Genomic DNA, 17,836 nt, shown 5'->3' with positions numbered 1-17,836 from the left:
GAGATAAACGGTGGTTAAAACCTTTCATCAAGTGAATGCCGAAAAAAATCAACAGGCACAACTTGCCGAAAAAACAGGCTTTAGCCCCAATACAACCAACAGCACGCCACAAGCGGGTAATCCACCCAAAGCCTTGTTTCAGCCCACCGTACAAGCGAGTGTCGATGCTTATGACTTACAACAAGTAGAACAGGCGATTAGTCGCCTAAAACTCAATGACTTTCAGTTTAGTCCAGCCGATATTCATCGCGCATCGTTGCTTAAAAATACTATTCGTTTACAAGACCCCAATTACGTGACTGACTACGGCGCCGAAGCCAGTCAATTATCAGAAAACATTCTAAATCAATTAAATACCATTACCCATGCCGACGCGATGATAGGCATCAAAAAATACCTCGGCCTGATTTTGCAAGAAATTCAACGTGTCGATATTAAGGCCATACAAAAAAGTGATAGCCCTTCGTTATTTACCCGTTTATTCAGCAAATCTATCCACAGTAAAAGTGAATTTATGACGCTTGAGCGTCAAATCAAAAGTTATATGGCTTTATGCCAAGAGCGCGTGAATCAACTCAAAAAAACGCAACAAATTTTTAGTGATTTATTTAGTCAAAACGAACAACAATTCAAAAGCCTGAGTATTTATTTATTGGCAGGTCAACTCAAGGTCGAAGCAGAACACAGCGTTTTGTCGCAAACACCAAACAGTCAAGACTTATTTGCCCAACAAGCCTTACTCGACAAACAACAAGCGCTTGCCCGTTTTGAACGCCGTTTACAAACCTTGGGTGTCCTCAGACACACCGTGTTGTTACGTGTGGGTCAATTACGCTTAGAGCAACAAAATACCCTGACCTTAATCGACCAAGCCCATGAAATTCTCAGCTTAGTGATTCCTGCATGGCGACAACAAATGTTAGCCGTATTTAGTCTAAGTCAAAGCCAGCAGCAGCAAGCCTTATATCAACAACTCGCGACTAGTCAGCAGGAGCTACAACAAAAACTATCACAACTCTCACAATAACAACACGATAGACGGGTATCTCGGTGTAAAGTAATCGCTATCCATCATACACGATGTCCCGATAGTACACGTTTGATTGACAAAGGAACGACTATGAGTAAATTCAAACCTGCCTCCGCATTTGATGCTGTCAGCCCCGCAACAGCCACTGCCAGTCCTACACCCAGCTTTAGCCCACCTGCCAGCCAAGAGCTGGCAACACGCACAGATTACGCCCCTGCACCTGTACAAAGCACCGACTTTGTCGCAACGGTCTTTGCGAAACATGAACAACGCCTCAAAGATGCTGGAGTCAATATTGATAAAGTACGTAGCGAAGTCAGTAAGATTGTCCATAGTTTTGACCCGCGTCGTGTCGATGCAATCCATACGCTCGGCTCTCAATCGGGCGCAAAAGTGGTTCAATACTCCGATAAACTCTTGTCTCAGGTCAAAAGTAAAGATTTAGAAGGTTTAGGTGATAATCTGAACGAAGTCGTCTTAATGGCTAAAGGCATCAATATTTCGAGTTTAGTCGACAGCTCCAAGTCCAAAATCCCCTTAATTGGCGGACTGATTGACTCGTTTAAGATGAATAAAGAAAAAGTGCTTGGTCGCTACGAAAGCCTCAGTAAACAAATCGAAAAACTCGTCAAAGAGATGCAAGGCTCACAAGTACGTTTAGCCAATCGTATTCAAGACCTCGAAAAGGTCTATCATTTTAATGTCGAAGAATATCACGCCCTTGAATGTTTTATTTTAGTCGGCGAAGTCAAAGCCGAAGAGCTACGCGCTGAACTAGCCGAACGCCAAGCAGCACCTGCGGCCAGCGACCCGATGGAAGCACAAGCGATTGCCAATTTACAAGACGTACTTAATCGCTTAGAAAAACGCGTCCATGACTTACGCACGATGCAAATGGTGGCCGTGCAAACCGCACCGATGATTCGTATGGTGCAAAGCAATAATCAGTTGCTTATTGACAAGTTCCGCAATCTACAAGAACTGACCATTCCCTCTTGGAAAAAGCAATTTACACTGGCGATTGCCTTAATTGAGCAGCAAAAAGCGGTTGAACTCACTCAAAAAATTGACGACACCACCAATGACTTAATGCGTCGTAATGCCGAATTATTAAAACAAAACTCGGTGAATACCGCGCGCGCGAATCAACGCGCAGTCGTCGATATAGAGACACTAGAATTTGTCCAACAAACTTTAATTTCTACTATTGAAGAAGTCGAACAAATTCAGCGTGATGGCGAGCAAGCACGTGCAGATGCCGTCATTAAAATGGAAAGTATGAAAGGTGAACTGATTAGTAAGTTTGCAGGTCGAACTTAGGTTTCGACCTTATCTCCTCCCCCTCTTTCAAGGGGGAGGGAATAGACGTATCAAATAATAGGAGCAACAACATGGCCATTAACTTAAAAAAAGGCGAATCCATTAACTTAAGTAAACGTGAACCTAACTTGCGTAAAATTCGTGTCGGTTTAGGTTGGGACAAACGTGCAGGCGGTGCAGATTTTGACTTAGATGTCTCGGTTTTTGTCTGTAAATTGAATGCGAGCCGTGAGCCAAAATTATTAGGCGATGATTATTTTATCTTCTATAACAACAAGCAATCGCCTGACGGCGCCGTCACACATTCTGGTGACAACCGTACAGGCGACGCCGCAGGGGATGATGAGAGCATTATGGTTGATTTAGGTAAAATTAACGCCCAAGCCCAAGAGATTTCCTTTGTGGTCACCATTCACGAAGCCGAAACACGTCATCAGAGTTTTGGTCAAATCCAAAATGCGTATATTCGTTTGTATGATAACGATAAAGTCGTTGCTGACTATGATTTAGACGAAATGTTTTCTAATGAAACAGCGGTGCAATTTGGTTCATTTTTTAAGTTAGATAATGAATGGTTGTTCAAGGCAGTGGGTGCAGGTTATCGCTTAACCTTAGGCGATTTCGTCGAAGGGTATCAATAAATCGCCCTGCTCAACGCGGTACATAAGGCATTTGTTGCCGCGTGTACCCCGTTGATAGGCTATTAACGCTTATCGCCCAATGCCAAGAGACGATATATATGTTTCGTACCAAATTGTTAATCGTCTTTATTATCTTAGCCTTTATTGCCCTCTTACAAGGCAGTATTTCGTGGTGGGCAATCAATACCGCCGTAGACAATGTGCAACGTGGTCGAGTGGCCAGCGACCTCATGACCGACTTTGTTGAGTTAGCCTCTACCAAACAAGAATTAAGAACATGGCTCAACACCGCGATTGAAGAAAAACGTATCGACCTGAATGAGCGCAAAAAACTTCAACAAAAAATGCAAGACATTGTCAGCAACTTAGAGTTTCTGACCAAAAAAGCAGCCACACTGGATGCAGTACGCGGCGAAATCACGACTGAAGATATCGAACGTGTCGAAGCCCTAAACACGCTCAAACAACACCTACAAGACATTAATGCCATCCTAGAGAGTCTGCACTCTGTAGACAATAATAATATCTCGACACTGGTTTTAACCGACGCAATAGAAAAAATTTTTATCCATGATGGCGACAATGCCTATGCCCTACTGAGTGAGCGTATCAGCAAAGAACGCCTTGCGGTAGTCAGAGAACGTGCCGCCGCCGATGCCTCGCTCACATTGGTGAGTAGTTTGGCGTTAGGAACGACCATTTTGTTAGCCCTACTCACCTCATCATTAGCACTGTATTTTGCCCGCGCCCTCCGTCAGCCCTTAGCCGAATTAAGTGATGGTGCCTATCAACTCCAACAGGGTAATTTACAGCACCGTATTCCTGATAACCGCGAAGACGAGTTTTCATTATTTGCTCGTCGGGTCAATCAAATGGCTGCCGAACTCGACCAACATCGCAAAACCGAGGTGGCCGCCCGTCAACATCTAGAAGAACTGGTGCAAGCGCGCACCAATGAACTGCAAAATGCCCTAGAAACCCTACAAAAACTGGACACCCGCCGCCGACAACTCTTTGCCGACATTAGCCATGAACTACGCACCCCCACGACCGCCATTCGAGGAGAAGCCGAAATTACCTTACGAGGCCGCGATAAACCTGTTGAGGATTATAAAAGTGCCTTACAGCGTATTGTTGAAACCTCTAAACAACTCGCTACGATTATTGATGACCTCCTGACCATGGCACGCAGTGATATTGATATGCTGGCACTCGAACGCGTACCCATGCTCATCGCCCCCACTTTACAAGATGCCATATTACAGGTCGATAGTTTGGCTAGAATTCGCCAAGTGAATCTACAGAGCGACATAGAGGACGGTGTCAAAGTGCTGGGTGATGCACAACGCCTACGTCAACTGTTTATTGTGCTGCTAAATAATGCCATTTGTTATTCTTATGAATACGGCAAGGTATTTATTGATGCCCGTAAACAGGAAGATAAAGGCTCTCGCTATTGGCTACTTAGTCTACGTGACCAAGGCATTGGCATTCCACCCGACGACCTGCCTTATATCTTTGAACGCAACTTTCGTAGTCCGTCAGCCCGTCAACATCGACCCGATGGCAATGGTTTAGGTTTATCCATTGCTGCTGCTTTAGTCCGAGCACATGGCGGTCACATTGAGGTACAAAGCCAAACAGGGCAAGGCACCACGATTTATGTCCGTTTACCCATGTATATTGAACCTCACATATTATTAGAAGATACGCTATGAATATTTTAATTATTGAAGATGATTTGCGTGTATCCGATTTTTTAGAACGCGGCCTAAGGGCAGAAGGCTACCGTATTCAAGTGGCGCATACGGCTCAAGCAGGCATTGCCCTTGCCCGCGATTGGGCAAGCCAACACAGTGAAAACGAAGCGGTGGTGATTATTTTAGATGTCATGCTACCCGATATGACGGGCTTTTCGGTCTGTCAAACTTTACGCACCACAGGCATTAAATGGCCGATTTTAATGCTCAGTGCCTTGGGTAATTTAGAAGACAGGATTTCGGGGTTGCGGTTGGGTGCGGACGATTATTTGGTAAAACCGTTTGCGTTTGAAGAGCTACTGGCCAGAATTGAAGCCTTATTTAGACGCGGCCAAAGCCTTAGCCCCAGTATGCCAACCCGTTTAATGGTCGCCGATTTATTACTAGACCGCGATACCATGCGGGTGACACGGGCAGGTAAAGTCATTAGTTTAACCGCCCGTGAATTAGCACTCCTAGAGTTATTAATGTCTTCACCAGGCCGTTTGTTTAGCCGAGAACGCATTTTATCGAATGTTTGGGGAGTCAACGAAGACCCCTTAACCAATGTTGTCGATGTTTACATTCGCAGATTACGCCACAAGATTGATGGCACCAACCCTAACCCACTCATTCATACCCAACGGGGTTTAGGTTATCGCTTAGAATCGGTTAATGACGCAGTTAAAGACTGATAGGTCATTATCGTTTCAATACTTTCTACTAGCGTTTTTTGTTGTTGCGTCAGTACGGCGATTTGTTGTTGCGCGTATTTTAGCTGCATTTCTAGTTGTATAATTTTCATCGCCGCCTGATGTCTATAAATCGCATCGGGTGCTGATGCCTCTTTAATAAGATATGTCATTACCTGCGACATTGTTGGTAAATGACGGCTGTTTTTCACCCCAACGAAACTATTGATTGACGTACCCATCATCATGCCCCTCAAAAGACGATTGATTTCCATATAGATTGGCACACAGCGTCAGTTAGTCTCGTGAGCATTGCATGAAATATGCTGAGTTATTTGATGAATATTGATGACGTAATATATGACGAAAAACGTATAGAAAAATGAACAGAAAATGACAAATTGTTAGATATAGGCACATTTTCGTGGCGACAGCTTATATTGACTCGTCATGCGCCTCACCTAACGCGTGTCTGTAGCCACTCCAGTGCAATACGCCCCCTAATCTAGCTTTTATTTTTAACCACTTTATCGGTTGCAAAGCCTAATTTAGCAACACGTTGCAAAATTTGTTGATAAACAGGTTCAGCGAGTTGTGGTTGTCTGGCTAAAATCCATAAATATTTGCCATCTGAGGTTGAGACAGTGGCATGACTATAATCTTCTGCCAAATCGACAATCCAATAATCCGTTTCTAACATCGGAATAAAACGCAGCCAACTTGAGGTGATTTTAAAGCCTAATTTCGCGTTGCTAGTATCTTTGACTTTACCTTGAATGCCCATTTGAAAAATTTGGCCATTGGCTTTGCGACAACTATTGATGCCTTTTACTTGATTGTTCGCTAACAAAGTATAATTAGCGGTAATATCTTGCACGCAGGATTTTTGAAAGGTATTGGGGATTTTGGCGACTTCGTACCATTTGCCCATATAACGGTTTAAGTCTACTTTTGAGACTGTTTTAGGGGTAAATTCTGCCCATGCGGTATGGCAAAGCATAAAGGCCAACAACACAAAATAGCGCATAATTTGCTCCTAATGATGTTTGTATTGTTGCGGACAATACGCCCGTCCACTATCAAAACCACGCAAGGCAAGGTGTTTGGTTTTTCGACCTGTTACTCGTTTTCGCCATAATTTAAAGCTGTTGGGATTGAGTGTTTGACGCATTAAACGAATGACGGCTGATTCGTTTAGGCCATAAAGTTGCTCAATGGCTTCAAAGGGCGTTCGGTCTTCCCATGCCATTTCGATAATGCGTGATAGGTCTTGCGCTTGCATTGCCTGTATTCCAGTTGGGTTTGCTTCATCTTAAATAAGACGGCACAACTGGCAATAGGACAAAGTTTAATGAGCGTGGCATTTGTGTATCAGGTTGGTGAGTCATAAACAATGAGTCAGTTTTGTAGCCCGTATGAAGTGCAACGTAACACGGGATTACATCCGTTTTAAAACAATAAGCTAGTGTGTTTGCATTATTTAATCCCGTATTTCGCAATGCTCCATACGGGCTACACTTGCTTTTTACTCATTGATAATCCGATTTTTTCCATTTCTTACTAAGCGAACAAAACAACCATAACCTTTTGGATATTTACGAACTTTGCCTTCATAAAAAACCACAACACTTGCATTGTCACTGTTTTTTTCGGTGGTGGATGTCCAAAATGTGGCGTACTGGCCTTCTTCTTTAGGGCAAAATAAAATACCTTGTTCTGTTTTATAGCCCGCTTTATCTGCCAACATTAAACTAGCTAGTTCTTTTTCGGTCGGTAAACGCCAGCCAAAATCTTTGATTTCTTTTGCGTTAGTTAATTCAACGGCTTTTGTCCATGTCATTTGGCTCCCTTGACCACTAACGCTCCCATTTTGCCATTCTTGACCTAAGCAATAACGCTGCCATATTAAATTTGTTTCTGCATCATACCACCCTCCTAAATCCAATAGCTGAGATGGCGTTTTTTTCGTTAAGTGTTCTTTAATAGATTGTTGATATTGCTGCTCTTTTAATTTAACTTCTTCTTTTAAACGTTTTTGTTCTTCAAAAAAATCTTCCACATCTAATTTTCTTAAACTATCAACAAACCATTCCCAATCTTTAGTTTGAGTCACTTCTAAATTGGATTTAATATAATCAGATACTACTCGTTCAAATTCTTCTATATTGTTGGGGTTTGCAAAACGTGCAATTGCTAAAGCTGTTTTCTGATAATGTGCTTGTAAAATTGCACAGCGTCTAAAATCAGGAAACTTATCTGTGTTTAAAGCAATATGGGTACTTCTTAAATCTTTAATATCATTCAATAGAGGAAGTGCTAAGTTTTCAATGAGATTTAGTACTCTAATGACATCAAGTTCATTCTTAATAATATCTAAACTATGTCCTATCTCTTTTTTAAATTTATGAGTAAATGGACCAAAAAGATCAAAATAAAATACAGTACGATTTCTATCTAAATCATCGCTATTAATGTTAAGTTTTTTTTCATTATAGCAACATTATCAGATACACCAGTGAATAATACTATTACTTCAAGATTATTATGACACCAATCTACTCCGAACCTTAATAACTGCGATAAAAAAGTATAGTCTCTTTTAAATTGTATTAGGCCATCAGGGTCTTTTACATGTCTAAAACCATAAGGCACTAATAAATCAGTCAACAATGGTTCAAAGTGTTTTTTCATTTGTTTTGGCGTTTTAGGAAATTTATTGGTTGTAAATTTTTCAACTGTTCTTTGCCATTCTATCTCCGCTGACTCAGGTAAAATCGTATTATTGGGTGACACGCACGCAATCCACGCTTCTTGGTCAAAAATAACCACGGAATGTTCTTTAGCCGCATCAAATAAAATTTTTACTAATAATGGCCACAGTCCAATCTCTGAAATTTCCATGTTGTAAGCAGCTTTATGAGTATTGGCAATATCGGCAGCTATTCCTTTTAAAAATAATTCACTTTGTTCATCTTCATCATAGGTTTTGAGCAATTTTTCTACGGTTTGACCAAAAGCCAGCATATTAGCGGTTTGTGTTTCAATGCGTTGTTTGGCTAGGCGTTGAGCCATATCCATCACCTCTTCAAAGTGTTGAGGCTTGCCATAAACATCTGCATCCCAAATATACACATCATGACGATTGCCCATTCTTATACTCCTATTTATTAATTTAATCCCAACTCCCTCACCACACCCAACGCTGCACATTTTGCTGTTGCAAAACATGCGGTTAACAAATAACCGCCTGTTGGGGCTTCCCAATCAATCATTTCACCTGCACAAAAGACTTTAGGCCGATTTTTTAACTGCAAATCTGCCGTTAATGCCGACCACTCCACACCGCCTGCACTACTAATCGCCTCAGCAATGGGTCGTGTTTGCGTTAAGGTAATTGGCAAGGCTTTTAACAAACTGGCCAACTGTTTGGCATCTTGCATTTGCTGCTTAGTCGTACACTCACGTAATAAGGCCGCTTTTACCCCCTGAATGCCTAATTGTTTACGCACAAAACTCGACCACGACAACGAAGCGGCTCGTGGCTTGTTTAACAAGGTATAAAGTTGCTCAACGGTTTTATGGGGAAATAAATCTAAATAAACGGTAACTTTGCCGTTTTGATTGATTGTTTCGCGTAATGGCCGTGACAAGGCATAAATCAAACTACCTTCAATACCTGTTGCGGTAATGACAAAATCACCTTGTTTGCGATAGGCATTACCTTGTGCATCTGTAAACGCTAACACCGCAGATTTAATGGGTTGCCCTGCAAATTCTTGATTAAAGTTGCTTGACCATTGGCTATCAAAACCACAGTTGGCCGCTTGTAATGGCTTTACACTAATACCTTGTGCTTGTAACACCGACTGCCATGCACCATCAGAGCCTAATTGTGGCCAACTGCCACCACCACACGCCAAAATCACCGCATCGGCAGCAATGTGTTGTTCACCTTCTGGTGTAGCAAAACGTAAATTGCCTTCGTTTGTCCAACCTAACCAACGATGACGAACACAAATTTTAATGCCAGACTCACGCAAACGATGTAACCACGCCCGTAACAACGGTGCAGCCTTCATATCGGTAGGAAACACTCGGCCAGAACTACCCACAAAACTGTCAAAACCTAAACCCTGCATCCAATCACGCACTGCTTGATTAGTAAATTGCTCAAGCATCGGCTGGAGAAATGGCTTTTCTGCACCATAACGCTGACAAAATGGGTCAAAGTCTTCGGAATGGGTGATGTTCATACCGCCTTTGCCTGCCAATAAAAATTTACGACCAACCGAGGGTTTGGCTTCATAAATTGTCACTTGCACAGGGTAAGTACGCAATATATCAGCCGCCATCAGGCCAGCCGCACCGCCACCAATAATTGCTACTGTCTTCATTACTACACAACTTTACTGGCTCTAAAACGGCGGCCTTTAATTTGCCCTGCTTGCAAACGTTTTAAGGCTTGATTAGCAAATTGATTTTTAATGGCCACATAAGTGCGAATATCAAAAATATCTATCTTGCCGACATCTGCACCTGCCAAACCACCTTCACCTGTTAATGCCCCTAAAATATCGGTGGGTCGTAATTTATCTTTACGCCCACCCTCAATACACAAGGTGGTCATACTGGCTTTTAAGGGGGCTGTTGTTGTGTTTGCTAAACGGCTTAAATCCAACCACTCTACTTTTATTTTTTGGTAGTCTTCTATTGCCACGACACGCGAGGCCTCTTTAGGCGAACACAAACTAAAGGCTAAACCTTGATTACCTGCACGACCTGTTCGGCCAATACGGTGGATATGCACTTCGGGGTCATACGCCAATTCAAAGTTAATCACGGCACTCAGGTCTTTAATATCCAAACCGCGTGCAGCAACATCGGTGGCCACTAAAACAGGACAACTTTTATTAGCAAAACGCAATAACACTTGTTCGCGCTCACGTTGTTCTAAATCACCATGCAGAGTTAAGACATCAAAACCTTTGGTGCGTAATTGCTGTGTCAGTTCGTTACAATCCGCTTTGGTATTACAAAAAATCACCGTCGATTCGGGACGATAATGCGCCAATAATTGAATCACGGCAGCAGGTTTTTCCTGATACGCCAATTCAATAAATTGTTGGTTGATATGTTTGCTGTCATGTTCGGTTTCGACTTCAATCACCACAGGCGTTTGCAATATTCGCTGACTCATCGCTTGAATGGCATCAGGGTAAGTAGCTGAAAATAATAGACTTTGCCGTGTGTTAGGTGTTTTTTTAACGATTTGATGAATATCTTCCTCAAAGCCCATATCTAACATACGGTCGGCTTCGTCCAACACTAAAATTTTGACTTTGTTTAATGCAAGGGTATTGCGCTGTAGGTGGTCTAAGACTCGTCCTGTTGTACCAACCACAATATGAGGCGCTTGTTCTAAAGAGTTGATTTGATGGCCAATGGGTGTACCACCACACAAGGTCAATAATTTAATATTGGCCATAAACCGTGCTAAAGCGCGAATTTCTTTACTGACTTGCTCGGCCAATTCACGCGTAGGACATAAGACTAGGGCTTGTGTGTGATAACTGACAGGGTCAATTTTACTTAATAAGGCTAAGGCAAACGCGGCTGTTTTACCACTGCCTGTTTTGGCTTTTGCTAAAACATCTTTGCCTGCCAACATGGAGGGCAAACTTTGTTGTTGAATGGCAGTCATTTGTTGGTAGCCCAACGACTCCACACTTTGCAATAATTCAGGCAATAACGGTAAGGAACTAAACGCGGCAGTGGTCATAACAACACTCAAACAGGCTAAAAAACAAAACGGCGCATCATAACCGAGTTTTGCTTAAAACCGTTAAATTCTCACCGCGTAAATCGCTTAACAGTAGCTCGCCGTTGTCAGCTACCTTAAACTCACCATATTTGGCTTGCGCATACGTGTCTGCTTGCCCTTCTTCAAAGAAAAAAGCATTCGTAGCAAACTTGATTTGCCCTTGACGAATACGATACTGCAAAGCGAGCTGTTGTGTATCGGGTAATGATGGGAGCGTAGGACTCAGCCGCTCAAACTCGGCCAGTTGTTGTGCATTCAGTTTAACGACAACATAACCGTCTTGGCTATCAGGCGGTGGTGTCGGTAAATGGGCACGAATATGTTCTTCTAAGGCAAAACGTAAGCGCATGTAGTCTCCTTGCATCAGGGAGCGCGGGTCAACAGGGGCAAGCGCTAAATAAACCGTTTTTCCGTTGGCTAATACACGTTCTTTTTGCCAAATCGAGGCATTCACCACCAACAATATCAAGGCTGCCACCAATGCAACACCATATTTAGCCATGCAGTTTAGCTCCATATCGTTTTAAGACATAACGCATGGCGAGTAAACAAGTGCCCAACGCTATTAATAAGTACGACTTGCTGAGCAAACTCAGCGGTAAATAATAGTAATAACGACTGAGATATAACCAAAAAGCAGTGACACCTAAACCCAATAATACCTTATGACCATTCGCAAAACCCAATAACATCAATGTCCATGCCACGGCTAAGCCTGTCGCCTGTTGCGACATCACAGCAATCATCACGCTCATCAGCAAAGCGGCGATACTTAATGGACTCGTCAGGCGTTGTTGATAGCGTTGTAGTAATACCCCTACCGTCATCACCCAAAATATGCCTATCAAGATTTCATTCAGGGGAATCCATTGTGACCCAGAAGCAACCAAATGACGGTCAAGTAAATCGTGTAGTTGGTAGGCATTAAATAAGGTAAGACTGTGCATTTGTAAGGCTGCTAAGGTAATGGCATAACAAATAGGCCGCCAACGCTCACTGTCTATCAGCCAACGGGCTTCTGTCAGCCATGCAACAATCATCAAGCCCATGACCAAAGCGGGCATCAACCAAATAACTGGCCACGATACACACGCCATTACCAAGGCAAATAACGCCATGCTGGCCGATAAAAAACGGTGAATAAATGACGGCATCAACCATGTCAGAGTCACCGCCATAATACAGACAAGCCACCAACCTTCGGGCTGTTTTAGCGCATCACGCCACGCAAAAATCGCTAAAGACTGGCCAGTTAAACTCAAAACTAAGGCAAATTGCTGAATAAAATCACTCTGACTCGCCCGATAAATGGCATAAGCCGCTAACAAACAGAAGCCACCTAGCATTAAGGTAATGGCTTTATATTCAATCACGTCCTTAAAGAAAATAAATACCGACGCCAACAAAAACCATGCGGCAAACCAGCCTGTTAGTCCTTGTAACACACGCAAGTACCAAGGGTGTGCTTCTATGGTTGTCTCTGGACACTCACCTGTGACTAGCTGTGCTTGGCGTAAGCGCTGCCATAGTTGCTCATCCGTCATGATGTTGCCACTCCTGTGCGACTATTTTTAACCAGCGGACAGCATAACCCGACGTTATCATCACCCAGAAACTAATGAGCAACAACGCAAATCCGTCTGTGTTTTTGAAAAACAGGTGAGTCCACCATACACTGGATACCAAAATAAGACTTAAACATCCTCCTGCCAACATAAAAACATCAGGAATGCGATAACGATAAACAGCATAGCCCCCCAGCAACCACACGCCATATAGCACTAAACAATACCACGTAGAGGCATCAGGGTTAAAAATAAAACTCAGCATCAACCATGTACTGCTAAAACCTGTCATGACGGCGAGGAGACGTGGCTCTTGCCGCCCCTGTTGTAACCAAAACACTGTTTTTGCTGCCCATTCCCATACCGCTAAACTCAGGCTATTAAACAGAAATAAGGTCAACAACAAGGTATGACTACCAAACATCACCCCGAGTAAACCATGAAAGGTTTGATAATATAAAATCAGGCTAATGTTGCCTAATAACAGCCACAATAGCCATAAACTCGGTAGTTTTGCCAACCAAACCCACGGACTAATCAATAACGCCCACGAGGCAAATAATTGCCATGTATCTGCGCCTGTTTGATAGGTTTGGCCGTATAAAGCCAATAACACGCCCACTAATACCGAAGCGGCCAAAATCAAATAATGAGCGGATGGCCGTGTCGAAAAACGATAATAGGCGATGACAGAGACTACAATCAGCAATTCTAAGGCAGCAAACTTGTGAAAACGGGTGATAGCTTGCCAGTTAAAAGCAAAAAAGAACAAAATACCGACCAAGAGCAAAGCAGCGCCGTTAATCAGTAACAGCTTGTCAATAAAGCCCTGCCATGCATGGGCAGGCGGCCTAATATCTGCCACTGCTAAGGCTTCTGCACTTTTGTCAGGTGCAAGCTGTTTTTGTTTAAGCCACTGTATCAGCAAGGCTTTATGTCGTGCCGAAGCCATATCGCTACTCCTACGGCAAATCAACAACGGGACGTGCCGTCTACAGACTACGTTGAGCGCCTAATGCCATCCTTGTTGCCATTGAGTGATATCTAAGAGTGTATGCCAATCCACACGATAACTACGGCGCGTATAGACTGCCTCTAAGGTCACAAGGTCACGCTCATCTATCGGGGTAGAATCATTGGCAATTTGAGTGACAATAAAATGTTTTTCTTTTTGTTGTGGCTGTATTGCTGTCCATTTGGACAGCAATAGCTTCTTAGGATTTAGACGAGGTTGCATGGGGACACACATTAAAAGTGTGGTTTTTGGGTGAGACGCTCCCACCACTTGACCAGCAAACTATCTACCGTTGCTGACGCCGTTAACCCCACTTTTTGCATAAAGTTTTGTTTATGAATAAAACGAACAGCAAAAATATCTGCCTCTTTACTGGCAGCAAATAAATACTCATCACTGGTTTGCAAGCGGTCAACCAAGCCTAAATCCAGTGCTTGTTTACCATACCAATGTTCACCTGTGGCGACTTGTGCAATGTCTAAATGTGGACGATAGCTTTGTACAAAATCTTTGAACAAGGTATGCGTACTTTCTAAATCAGCTATAAATTTCTGGCGGCCAGCTTCGGTATTTTCACCAAATACAGTCAGTGTACGCTTAAATTCACCTGCGGTTAGCACTTCGTAATCAATATCCCATTTATCTAATAAACGGTGAAAATTGGGTAATTGCGCTACAACGCCAATCGAACCAACGACAGCAAATGGCGCAGCAATGATGGTATTTGCCAAACACGCCATCATATAGCCCCCACTGGCGGCCACCTTATCGACACAAATCGTCAGCGGCAAACCATGCTCACGAATACGGGCTAATTGCGAAGCGGCTAAACCATAGCCATGTACCATACCGCCTGGGCTTTCTAAGTTAATAACCACTTCATCGGTTTCTTTGTTGGCAATGGTCAGAATAGCAGTAATTTCTTGGCGTAGATTTTCAGTCGCTGACGCACGAATATCCCCATTAAAATTGATGACATAAATATGCTTTTTTGTCGTCACTTCATCTTTTTTGGCTGCTTTTTTTTGTTTTTCTTTTTCTTGTTTATCGTGTGCTTTTAAGGCCTCTTTATCTAATACCGCCATCCGCAAGGTATTGGCAAAATGCTCAAAACGCTCATTTAATCTCATGACTTCGATATCGCCATCCTCATCATGGTGCCGACGACGCTCACCCACATTAGCAACCGTGACAATAATAAATAAGGCCGCAATCACTATCGTGACCACTTTGGCTAAAAACAGACCATACTGCAACAGTAAATCAATCATAGACCTTCCTGATAGAATACATTTTAGGACTGACAGGGTAATTCAGCACTTTTCATGTGATTTAGACAGTAAAATGCGCTGATTTGTACGAGTTGTCTGTCCTGACTTAGCCGATAATATATCGCTTTATGCCAACCTTAGCCTTGAAAAAAGAGCGACTCAAGCTAAATTGCGTAACACAAGACAGGATTATCATCTAGGATGGGCATATTTTTTAGACAACTCGCTGACGGTCGCTTGAATGAGTTGATGGGCAATACTGCCACTGGGGGGGATTTCGGGTAGCTGGTCAAAGCGAAAAAATTGCGCATCCAGCAACTCATCTTCCTGAATCACAATATCACCACTTGCCCACTCTGCACTAAAGGCCAACATTAAATTATTGGGGAAAGGCCAAGATTGACTGGCATAGTAACGAATATTTTTAACCTGAATACCCGACTCTTCCGCCACTTCACGCGCAACCGCCTGCTCTAAGGTTTCACCCGCTTCGACAAAGCCTGCTAACAAACTGTACATCGGACGATTAAAACGCAAAGCACGCGCTAACAAAATAGAATCATCTTTAGTGATGGCGACAATGACACAAGGATTAATGCGTGGGTATTGCGAAAAATGACAGCTTGGACACACTAAGGCACGTTCACCCTGCGCGTGCGGCACAGTGGCTGTGCCACAGCGACTACAAAAGCGATGGTTACGCGACCACTCTAAGATTTGAGCAGCCGTACCCGCCAATGAAAAGTGCGCTTGATTGATTTGCGTCAATAATGCCCGTAGCGATTGAAAATGATACCCTTCGGGGGCTTGTGCAGTGTCTGCTAAGCGAACGACGACCACATTGCCACCGTCATCATGGACTAAACGGTGTGACTCTTGAGCCACTAAGTCTAGCTCTATCAGCTCGGCACAGCGTGGAAAACTAAGGTTATCTGAGTTGACTAATAACTCATTGCCTCTAAACGCGAGCCAGAGCGTTAACTCTGGCATGGTTGGATTGGTCATTAAGCTGCCTGTCTATTGGTCACGGGATAGCCTAATTCAGCCACGCTATCTTCACCAATATCAAAGACATTTTCGCTGACAGGCTTGTTGATTTCTAAACTTTCTAAGTAGTAGTCGACACAGGCAATGGCATCAGCAAAGGTTTCAATCACACTCATCGCGGGCATCTTTTTACTATTTGCCCATACTTCCATAAAACCTGCCGCGGAACGTAAAATTTGCGCGCCACGCGGAATCAATAAGAATTCCAAACCGCCACTGGTCGATTGCAAGGTTGCAGGAATATTGGATAAATGCATCGGGTCTTCGCCATTAGTCTCTAAATAAGAGAGTACTGCACGTTTTACCAACGATAAACCTGCACGGCTTTCAGCAACTAACATTGCTCGAGCTTCGTCCAATTGATGTAGAGAAATACGGGTGTTGTTGATAACCGTCTGCGCACCAGGTGTCATTTCTTTATCTAAGGTAGCAACCGCATTATCTGCTTGCAATAAGACATCTACCAAAATATTGAGACTTTGTTCAACAGGCACATCTGTCCATGTTTTAACAATATTTGCTTGATGACGCATGGCTTGAGCCACATCGTTTAAGCCTAACATGACCAAGGTTTGTGAGGCTTTTTGAATGTCATCGGCAACTGTTTGGTAACTTTCTTCTTCTTGTTGAGAGCCGCGCGCGACCACGTCTAAGACATCTTTGATGTGGGCAATTTCATCTTTGAGAACGGCTGCCACGGTTTTAATCACCGAGCCACCAGGCCCAAACATGGAGCTATGCTGAATTTGCAGTTGAGTTTGGCTAATACAGCTACTCGCTAAGTCAAAGGCTTTTTGCACTTCTTCAACACGACCACCTGTTTCCCCCAAGCCTACAATCGCTAAACTATTGGCTAACACAGTCATATCAATAGGCTGTGCTAAACCTTGCGGCAATACTAATAGACGTAATTGTTGTTCTAATTGTGCCAATACCCGTTTACGCGAGTCATTGAGCATGACACCTTGCGATAAGGCCTCTAATGCCGCCTCACCAACCCACCACAACAACGCTAAAGGCTTGCCCGTACATAATTGTGCTGCACGCTCTAAAGCACGGCGCATGAGGCGATAGTGTACAGGTTGCGCTTGGTCTTTTAACAGGTTCACTGTGCCAATTTGATACATCAAACGAATACGTTTGGCCAGCGCAATACTTTGACTATGGTCAATCGCTAAAGGTTGGGAAATATTCGCATCTGGTAAAAAAGGCACATCTAAAAAGTAGCCCTCACCTAACATGGGCAAGCTCAAGGCTTGACGAGATTCGTTGATAGCAGGAATTAATAACTGTGGCAGGTTGATGGCTTTAATTTGCACATATTCTAAATAACGTGCTAAGACCATCATGCCGTTACCCAACGCAGAGAAGTAAGCATCAGGCGTTTTTTCTTGTAAATCGTTGACTTGACGTAATAGCGCAAATAAAACTTCGGCTAATTCAGATGCACCGTGTACATCAATCAGACGTAGCGCACCATAGACTTGCTCCATGGCTTCCACACATTCAGCCAAGGGGCCATTATTACTGTTGTCTTCAACAAAGGCACTGAGTGCGCCTTCAATTTGCGTTAAAGACACATCAATTTCGGGCTTGATTAAATTTAAGGCACCAACATCAATTTTTGGAAGCATGGATTCCTTCCTTCGTTTATCAGTTAAAGATTAAGGTGTAATACACCCCGTTTATTATTTA

Annotated in this window: 19 protein-coding genes; 5 read left to right on the top strand and 14 right to left on the bottom strand. The window is 43.2% G+C overall.

Annotation, left to right across the window (positions count from 1 at the left end; genetic code table 11):
* The first annotated feature begins 10 nt into the window (after positions 1–10).
* The 5 genes from C8N29_RS04265 to C8N29_RS04245 all read left to right on the top strand — a co-directional run bounded on the left by C8N29_RS04265 (position 11) and on the right by C8N29_RS04245 (position 5,425).
* A complete protein-coding gene (locus C8N29_RS04265) occupies positions 11–1,027 on the top strand; it encodes a toxic anion resistance protein (RefSeq protein ID WP_107864803.1) in 1,017 nt (338 codons plus the stop codon).
* A gap of 93 nt (positions 1,028–1,120) precedes the next feature.
* Positions 1,121–2,350 carry a toxic anion resistance protein gene (locus C8N29_RS04260; protein WP_107864802.1) on the top strand — a complete coding sequence of 410 codons (1,230 nt, stop codon included), beginning with the start codon at positions 1,121–1,123 and terminating at the stop codon, positions 2,348–2,350.
* 71 nt (positions 2,351–2,421) lie between these two features.
* On the top strand, positions 2,422–2,991 hold the full coding sequence (locus C8N29_RS04255) for a TerD family protein (RefSeq protein WP_107864801.1): 570 nt from the start codon (positions 2,422–2,424) through the stop codon (positions 2,989–2,991).
* Positions 2,992–3,089: 98 nt separating this feature from the next.
* Positions 3,090–4,709, top strand: a complete 1,620-nt coding sequence (locus C8N29_RS04250; protein ID WP_107864800.1) for a sensor histidine kinase — start codon at positions 3,090–3,092, stop codon at positions 4,707–4,709.
* Positions 4,706–5,425 carry a response regulator transcription factor gene (locus C8N29_RS04245; RefSeq protein ID WP_107864799.1) on the top strand — a complete coding sequence of 240 codons (720 nt, stop codon included), beginning with the start codon at positions 4,706–4,708 and terminating at the stop codon, positions 5,423–5,425. The genes C8N29_RS04250 and C8N29_RS04245 overlap by 4 nt, the downstream gene beginning before the upstream one ends.
* Here C8N29_RS04245 and C8N29_RS04240 read toward each other — a convergent pair.
* The 14 genes from C8N29_RS04240 to C8N29_RS04175 form a co-directional block, all read right to left on the bottom strand.
* Positions 5,386–5,697: a hypothetical protein gene (locus tag C8N29_RS04240; protein WP_146164420.1), complete on the bottom strand. Its 312-nt coding sequence runs from the start codon at positions 5,695–5,697 to the stop codon at positions 5,386–5,388. The genes C8N29_RS04245 and C8N29_RS04240 overlap by 40 nt on opposite strands.
* A 230-nt stretch (positions 5,698–5,927) precedes the next feature.
* Positions 5,928–6,449 carry a lipocalin family protein gene (locus tag C8N29_RS04235; protein ID WP_107864797.1) on the bottom strand — a complete coding sequence of 174 codons (522 nt, stop codon included), beginning with the start codon at positions 6,447–6,449 and terminating at the stop codon, positions 5,928–5,930.
* 9 nt (positions 6,450–6,458) lie between these two features.
* Positions 6,459–6,704 carry a TIGR03643 family protein gene (locus C8N29_RS04230; RefSeq protein ID WP_107864796.1) on the bottom strand — a complete coding sequence of 82 codons (246 nt, stop codon included), beginning with the start codon at positions 6,702–6,704 and terminating at the stop codon, positions 6,459–6,461.
* Between the two features lie 243 nt (positions 6,705–6,947).
* Complete coding sequence (locus C8N29_RS04225) at positions 6,948–7,727, bottom strand: Lcl C-terminal domain-containing protein (RefSeq protein WP_170106884.1); 780 nt, start codon at positions 7,725–7,727, stop codon at positions 6,948–6,950.
* Between the two features lie 149 nt (positions 7,728–7,876).
* Positions 7,877–8,572: a hypothetical protein gene (locus tag C8N29_RS04220; RefSeq protein ID WP_107864794.1), complete on the bottom strand. Its 696-nt coding sequence runs from the start codon at positions 8,570–8,572 to the stop codon at positions 7,877–7,879.
* 17 nt (positions 8,573–8,589) lie between these two features.
* On the bottom strand, positions 8,590–9,816 hold the full coding sequence (locus tag C8N29_RS04215) for a TIGR03862 family flavoprotein (protein ID WP_107864793.1): 1,227 nt from the start codon (positions 9,814–9,816) through the stop codon (positions 8,590–8,592).
* Between the two features lie 2 nt (positions 9,817–9,818).
* Positions 9,819–11,201 (bottom strand): ATP-dependent RNA helicase DbpA, encoded by a 1,383-nt coding sequence (dbpA, locus tag C8N29_RS04210; protein WP_107864792.1) that lies wholly within the window; start codon positions 11,199–11,201, stop codon positions 9,819–9,821.
* A 37-nt stretch (positions 11,202–11,238) separates the two neighbouring features.
* Positions 11,239–11,745: a GDYXXLXY domain-containing protein gene (locus C8N29_RS04205; RefSeq protein ID WP_107864791.1), complete on the bottom strand. Its 507-nt coding sequence runs from the start codon at positions 11,743–11,745 to the stop codon at positions 11,239–11,241.
* Positions 11,738–12,787: a DUF4401 domain-containing protein gene (locus C8N29_RS04200; RefSeq protein ID WP_107864790.1), complete on the bottom strand. Its 1,050-nt coding sequence runs from the start codon at positions 12,785–12,787 to the stop codon at positions 11,738–11,740. Before C8N29_RS04200 ends, C8N29_RS04205 begins: the two co-directional genes overlap by 8 nt.
* On the bottom strand, positions 12,777–13,760 hold the full coding sequence (locus tag C8N29_RS04195) for a DUF2157 domain-containing protein (protein ID WP_107864789.1): 984 nt from the start codon (positions 13,758–13,760) through the stop codon (positions 12,777–12,779). The genes C8N29_RS04200 and C8N29_RS04195 overlap by 11 nt, the downstream gene beginning before the upstream one ends.
* Before the next feature lie 60 nt (positions 13,761–13,820).
* Positions 13,821–14,045 (bottom strand): TIGR02450 family Trp-rich protein, encoded by a 225-nt coding sequence (locus C8N29_RS04190; protein WP_107864788.1) that lies wholly within the window; start codon positions 14,043–14,045, stop codon positions 13,821–13,823.
* Positions 14,046–14,056: 11 nt separating this feature from the next.
* Complete coding sequence (gene sohB, locus C8N29_RS04185) at positions 14,057–15,094, bottom strand: protease SohB (protein ID WP_239986956.1); 1,038 nt, start codon at positions 15,092–15,094, stop codon at positions 14,057–14,059.
* A gap of 192 nt (positions 15,095–15,286) precedes the next feature.
* The gene (gene nudC, locus C8N29_RS04180) at positions 15,287–16,084 is read right to left on the bottom strand and encodes an NAD(+) diphosphatase (protein WP_107864962.1); all 798 of its coding nucleotides are present in this window, start codon (positions 16,082–16,084) and stop codon (positions 15,287–15,289) included.
* 14 nt (positions 16,085–16,098) lie between these two features.
* The gene (locus tag C8N29_RS04175; protein WP_107864787.1) at positions 16,099–17,775 is read right to left on the bottom strand and encodes a FimL-related protein; all 1,677 of its coding nucleotides are present in this window, start codon (positions 17,773–17,775) and stop codon (positions 16,099–16,101) included.
* Positions 17,776–17,836: the final 61 nt, after the last annotated feature.

The sequence above is a fragment of the Agitococcus lubricus genome (assembly GCF_003051055.1).
Classification (GTDB): Bacteria; Pseudomonadota; Gammaproteobacteria; order Pseudomonadales; family Moraxellaceae; genus Agitococcus; species Agitococcus lubricus.
Note: the sequence above shows the minus strand (reverse complement) of the source record. Positions and strands in the feature narration are given on the sequence as shown.

Coding starts and splice junctions, on each gene's coding strand:
- C8N29_RS04260 (WP_107864802.1), top strand. CDS start 1,121: ATGAGTAAATTCAAACCTGCCTCCGCATTTGATGCTGTCAGCCCCGCA.
- C8N29_RS04255 (WP_107864801.1), top strand. CDS start 2,422: ATGGCCATTAACTTAAAAAAAGGCGAATCCATTAACTTAAGTAAACGT.
- C8N29_RS04250 (WP_107864800.1), top strand. CDS start 3,090: ATGTTTCGTACCAAATTGTTAATCGTCTTTATTATCTTAGCCTTTATT.
- C8N29_RS04245 (WP_107864799.1), top strand. CDS start 4,706: ATGAATATTTTAATTATTGAAGATGATTTGCGTGTATCCGATTTTTTA.
- C8N29_RS04240 (WP_146164420.1), bottom strand. CDS start 5,697: ATGGAAATCAATCGTCTTTTGAGGGGCATGATGATGGGTACGTCAATC.
- C8N29_RS04235 (WP_107864797.1), bottom strand. CDS start 6,449: ATGCGCTATTTTGTGTTGTTGGCCTTTATGCTTTGCCATACCGCATGG.
- C8N29_RS04230 (WP_107864796.1), bottom strand. CDS start 6,704: ATGCAAGCGCAAGACCTATCACGCATTATCGAAATGGCATGGGAAGAC.
- C8N29_RS04220 (WP_107864794.1), bottom strand. CDS start 8,572: ATGGGCAATCGTCATGATGTGTATATTTGGGATGCAGATGTTTATGGC.
- C8N29_RS04215 (WP_107864793.1), bottom strand. CDS start 9,816: ATGAAGACAGTAGCAATTATTGGTGGCGGTGCGGCTGGCCTGATGGCG.
- dbpA (WP_107864792.1), bottom strand. CDS start 11,201: ATGACCACTGCCGCGTTTAGTTCCTTACCGTTATTGCCTGAATTATTG.
- C8N29_RS04205 (WP_107864791.1), bottom strand. CDS start 11,745: ATGGCTAAATATGGTGTTGCATTGGTGGCAGCCTTGATATTGTTGGTG.
- C8N29_RS04200 (WP_107864790.1), bottom strand. CDS start 12,787: ATGACGGATGAGCAACTATGGCAGCGCTTACGCCAAGCACAGCTAGTC.
- C8N29_RS04195 (WP_107864789.1), bottom strand. CDS start 13,760: ATGGCTTCGGCACGACATAAAGCCTTGCTGATACAGTGGCTTAAACAA.
- C8N29_RS04190 (WP_107864788.1), bottom strand. CDS start 14,045: ATGCAACCTCGTCTAAATCCTAAGAAGCTATTGCTGTCCAAATGGACA.
- sohB (WP_239986956.1), bottom strand. CDS start 15,094: ATGATTGATTTACTGTTGCAGTATGGTCTGTTTTTAGCCAAAGTGGTC.
- nudC (WP_107864962.1), bottom strand. CDS start 16,084: ATGCCAGAGTTAACGCTCTGGCTCGCGTTTAGAGGCAATGAGTTATTA.
- C8N29_RS04175 (WP_107864787.1), bottom strand. CDS start 17,775: ATGCTTCCAAAAATTGATGTTGGTGCCTTAAATTTAATCAAGCCCGAA.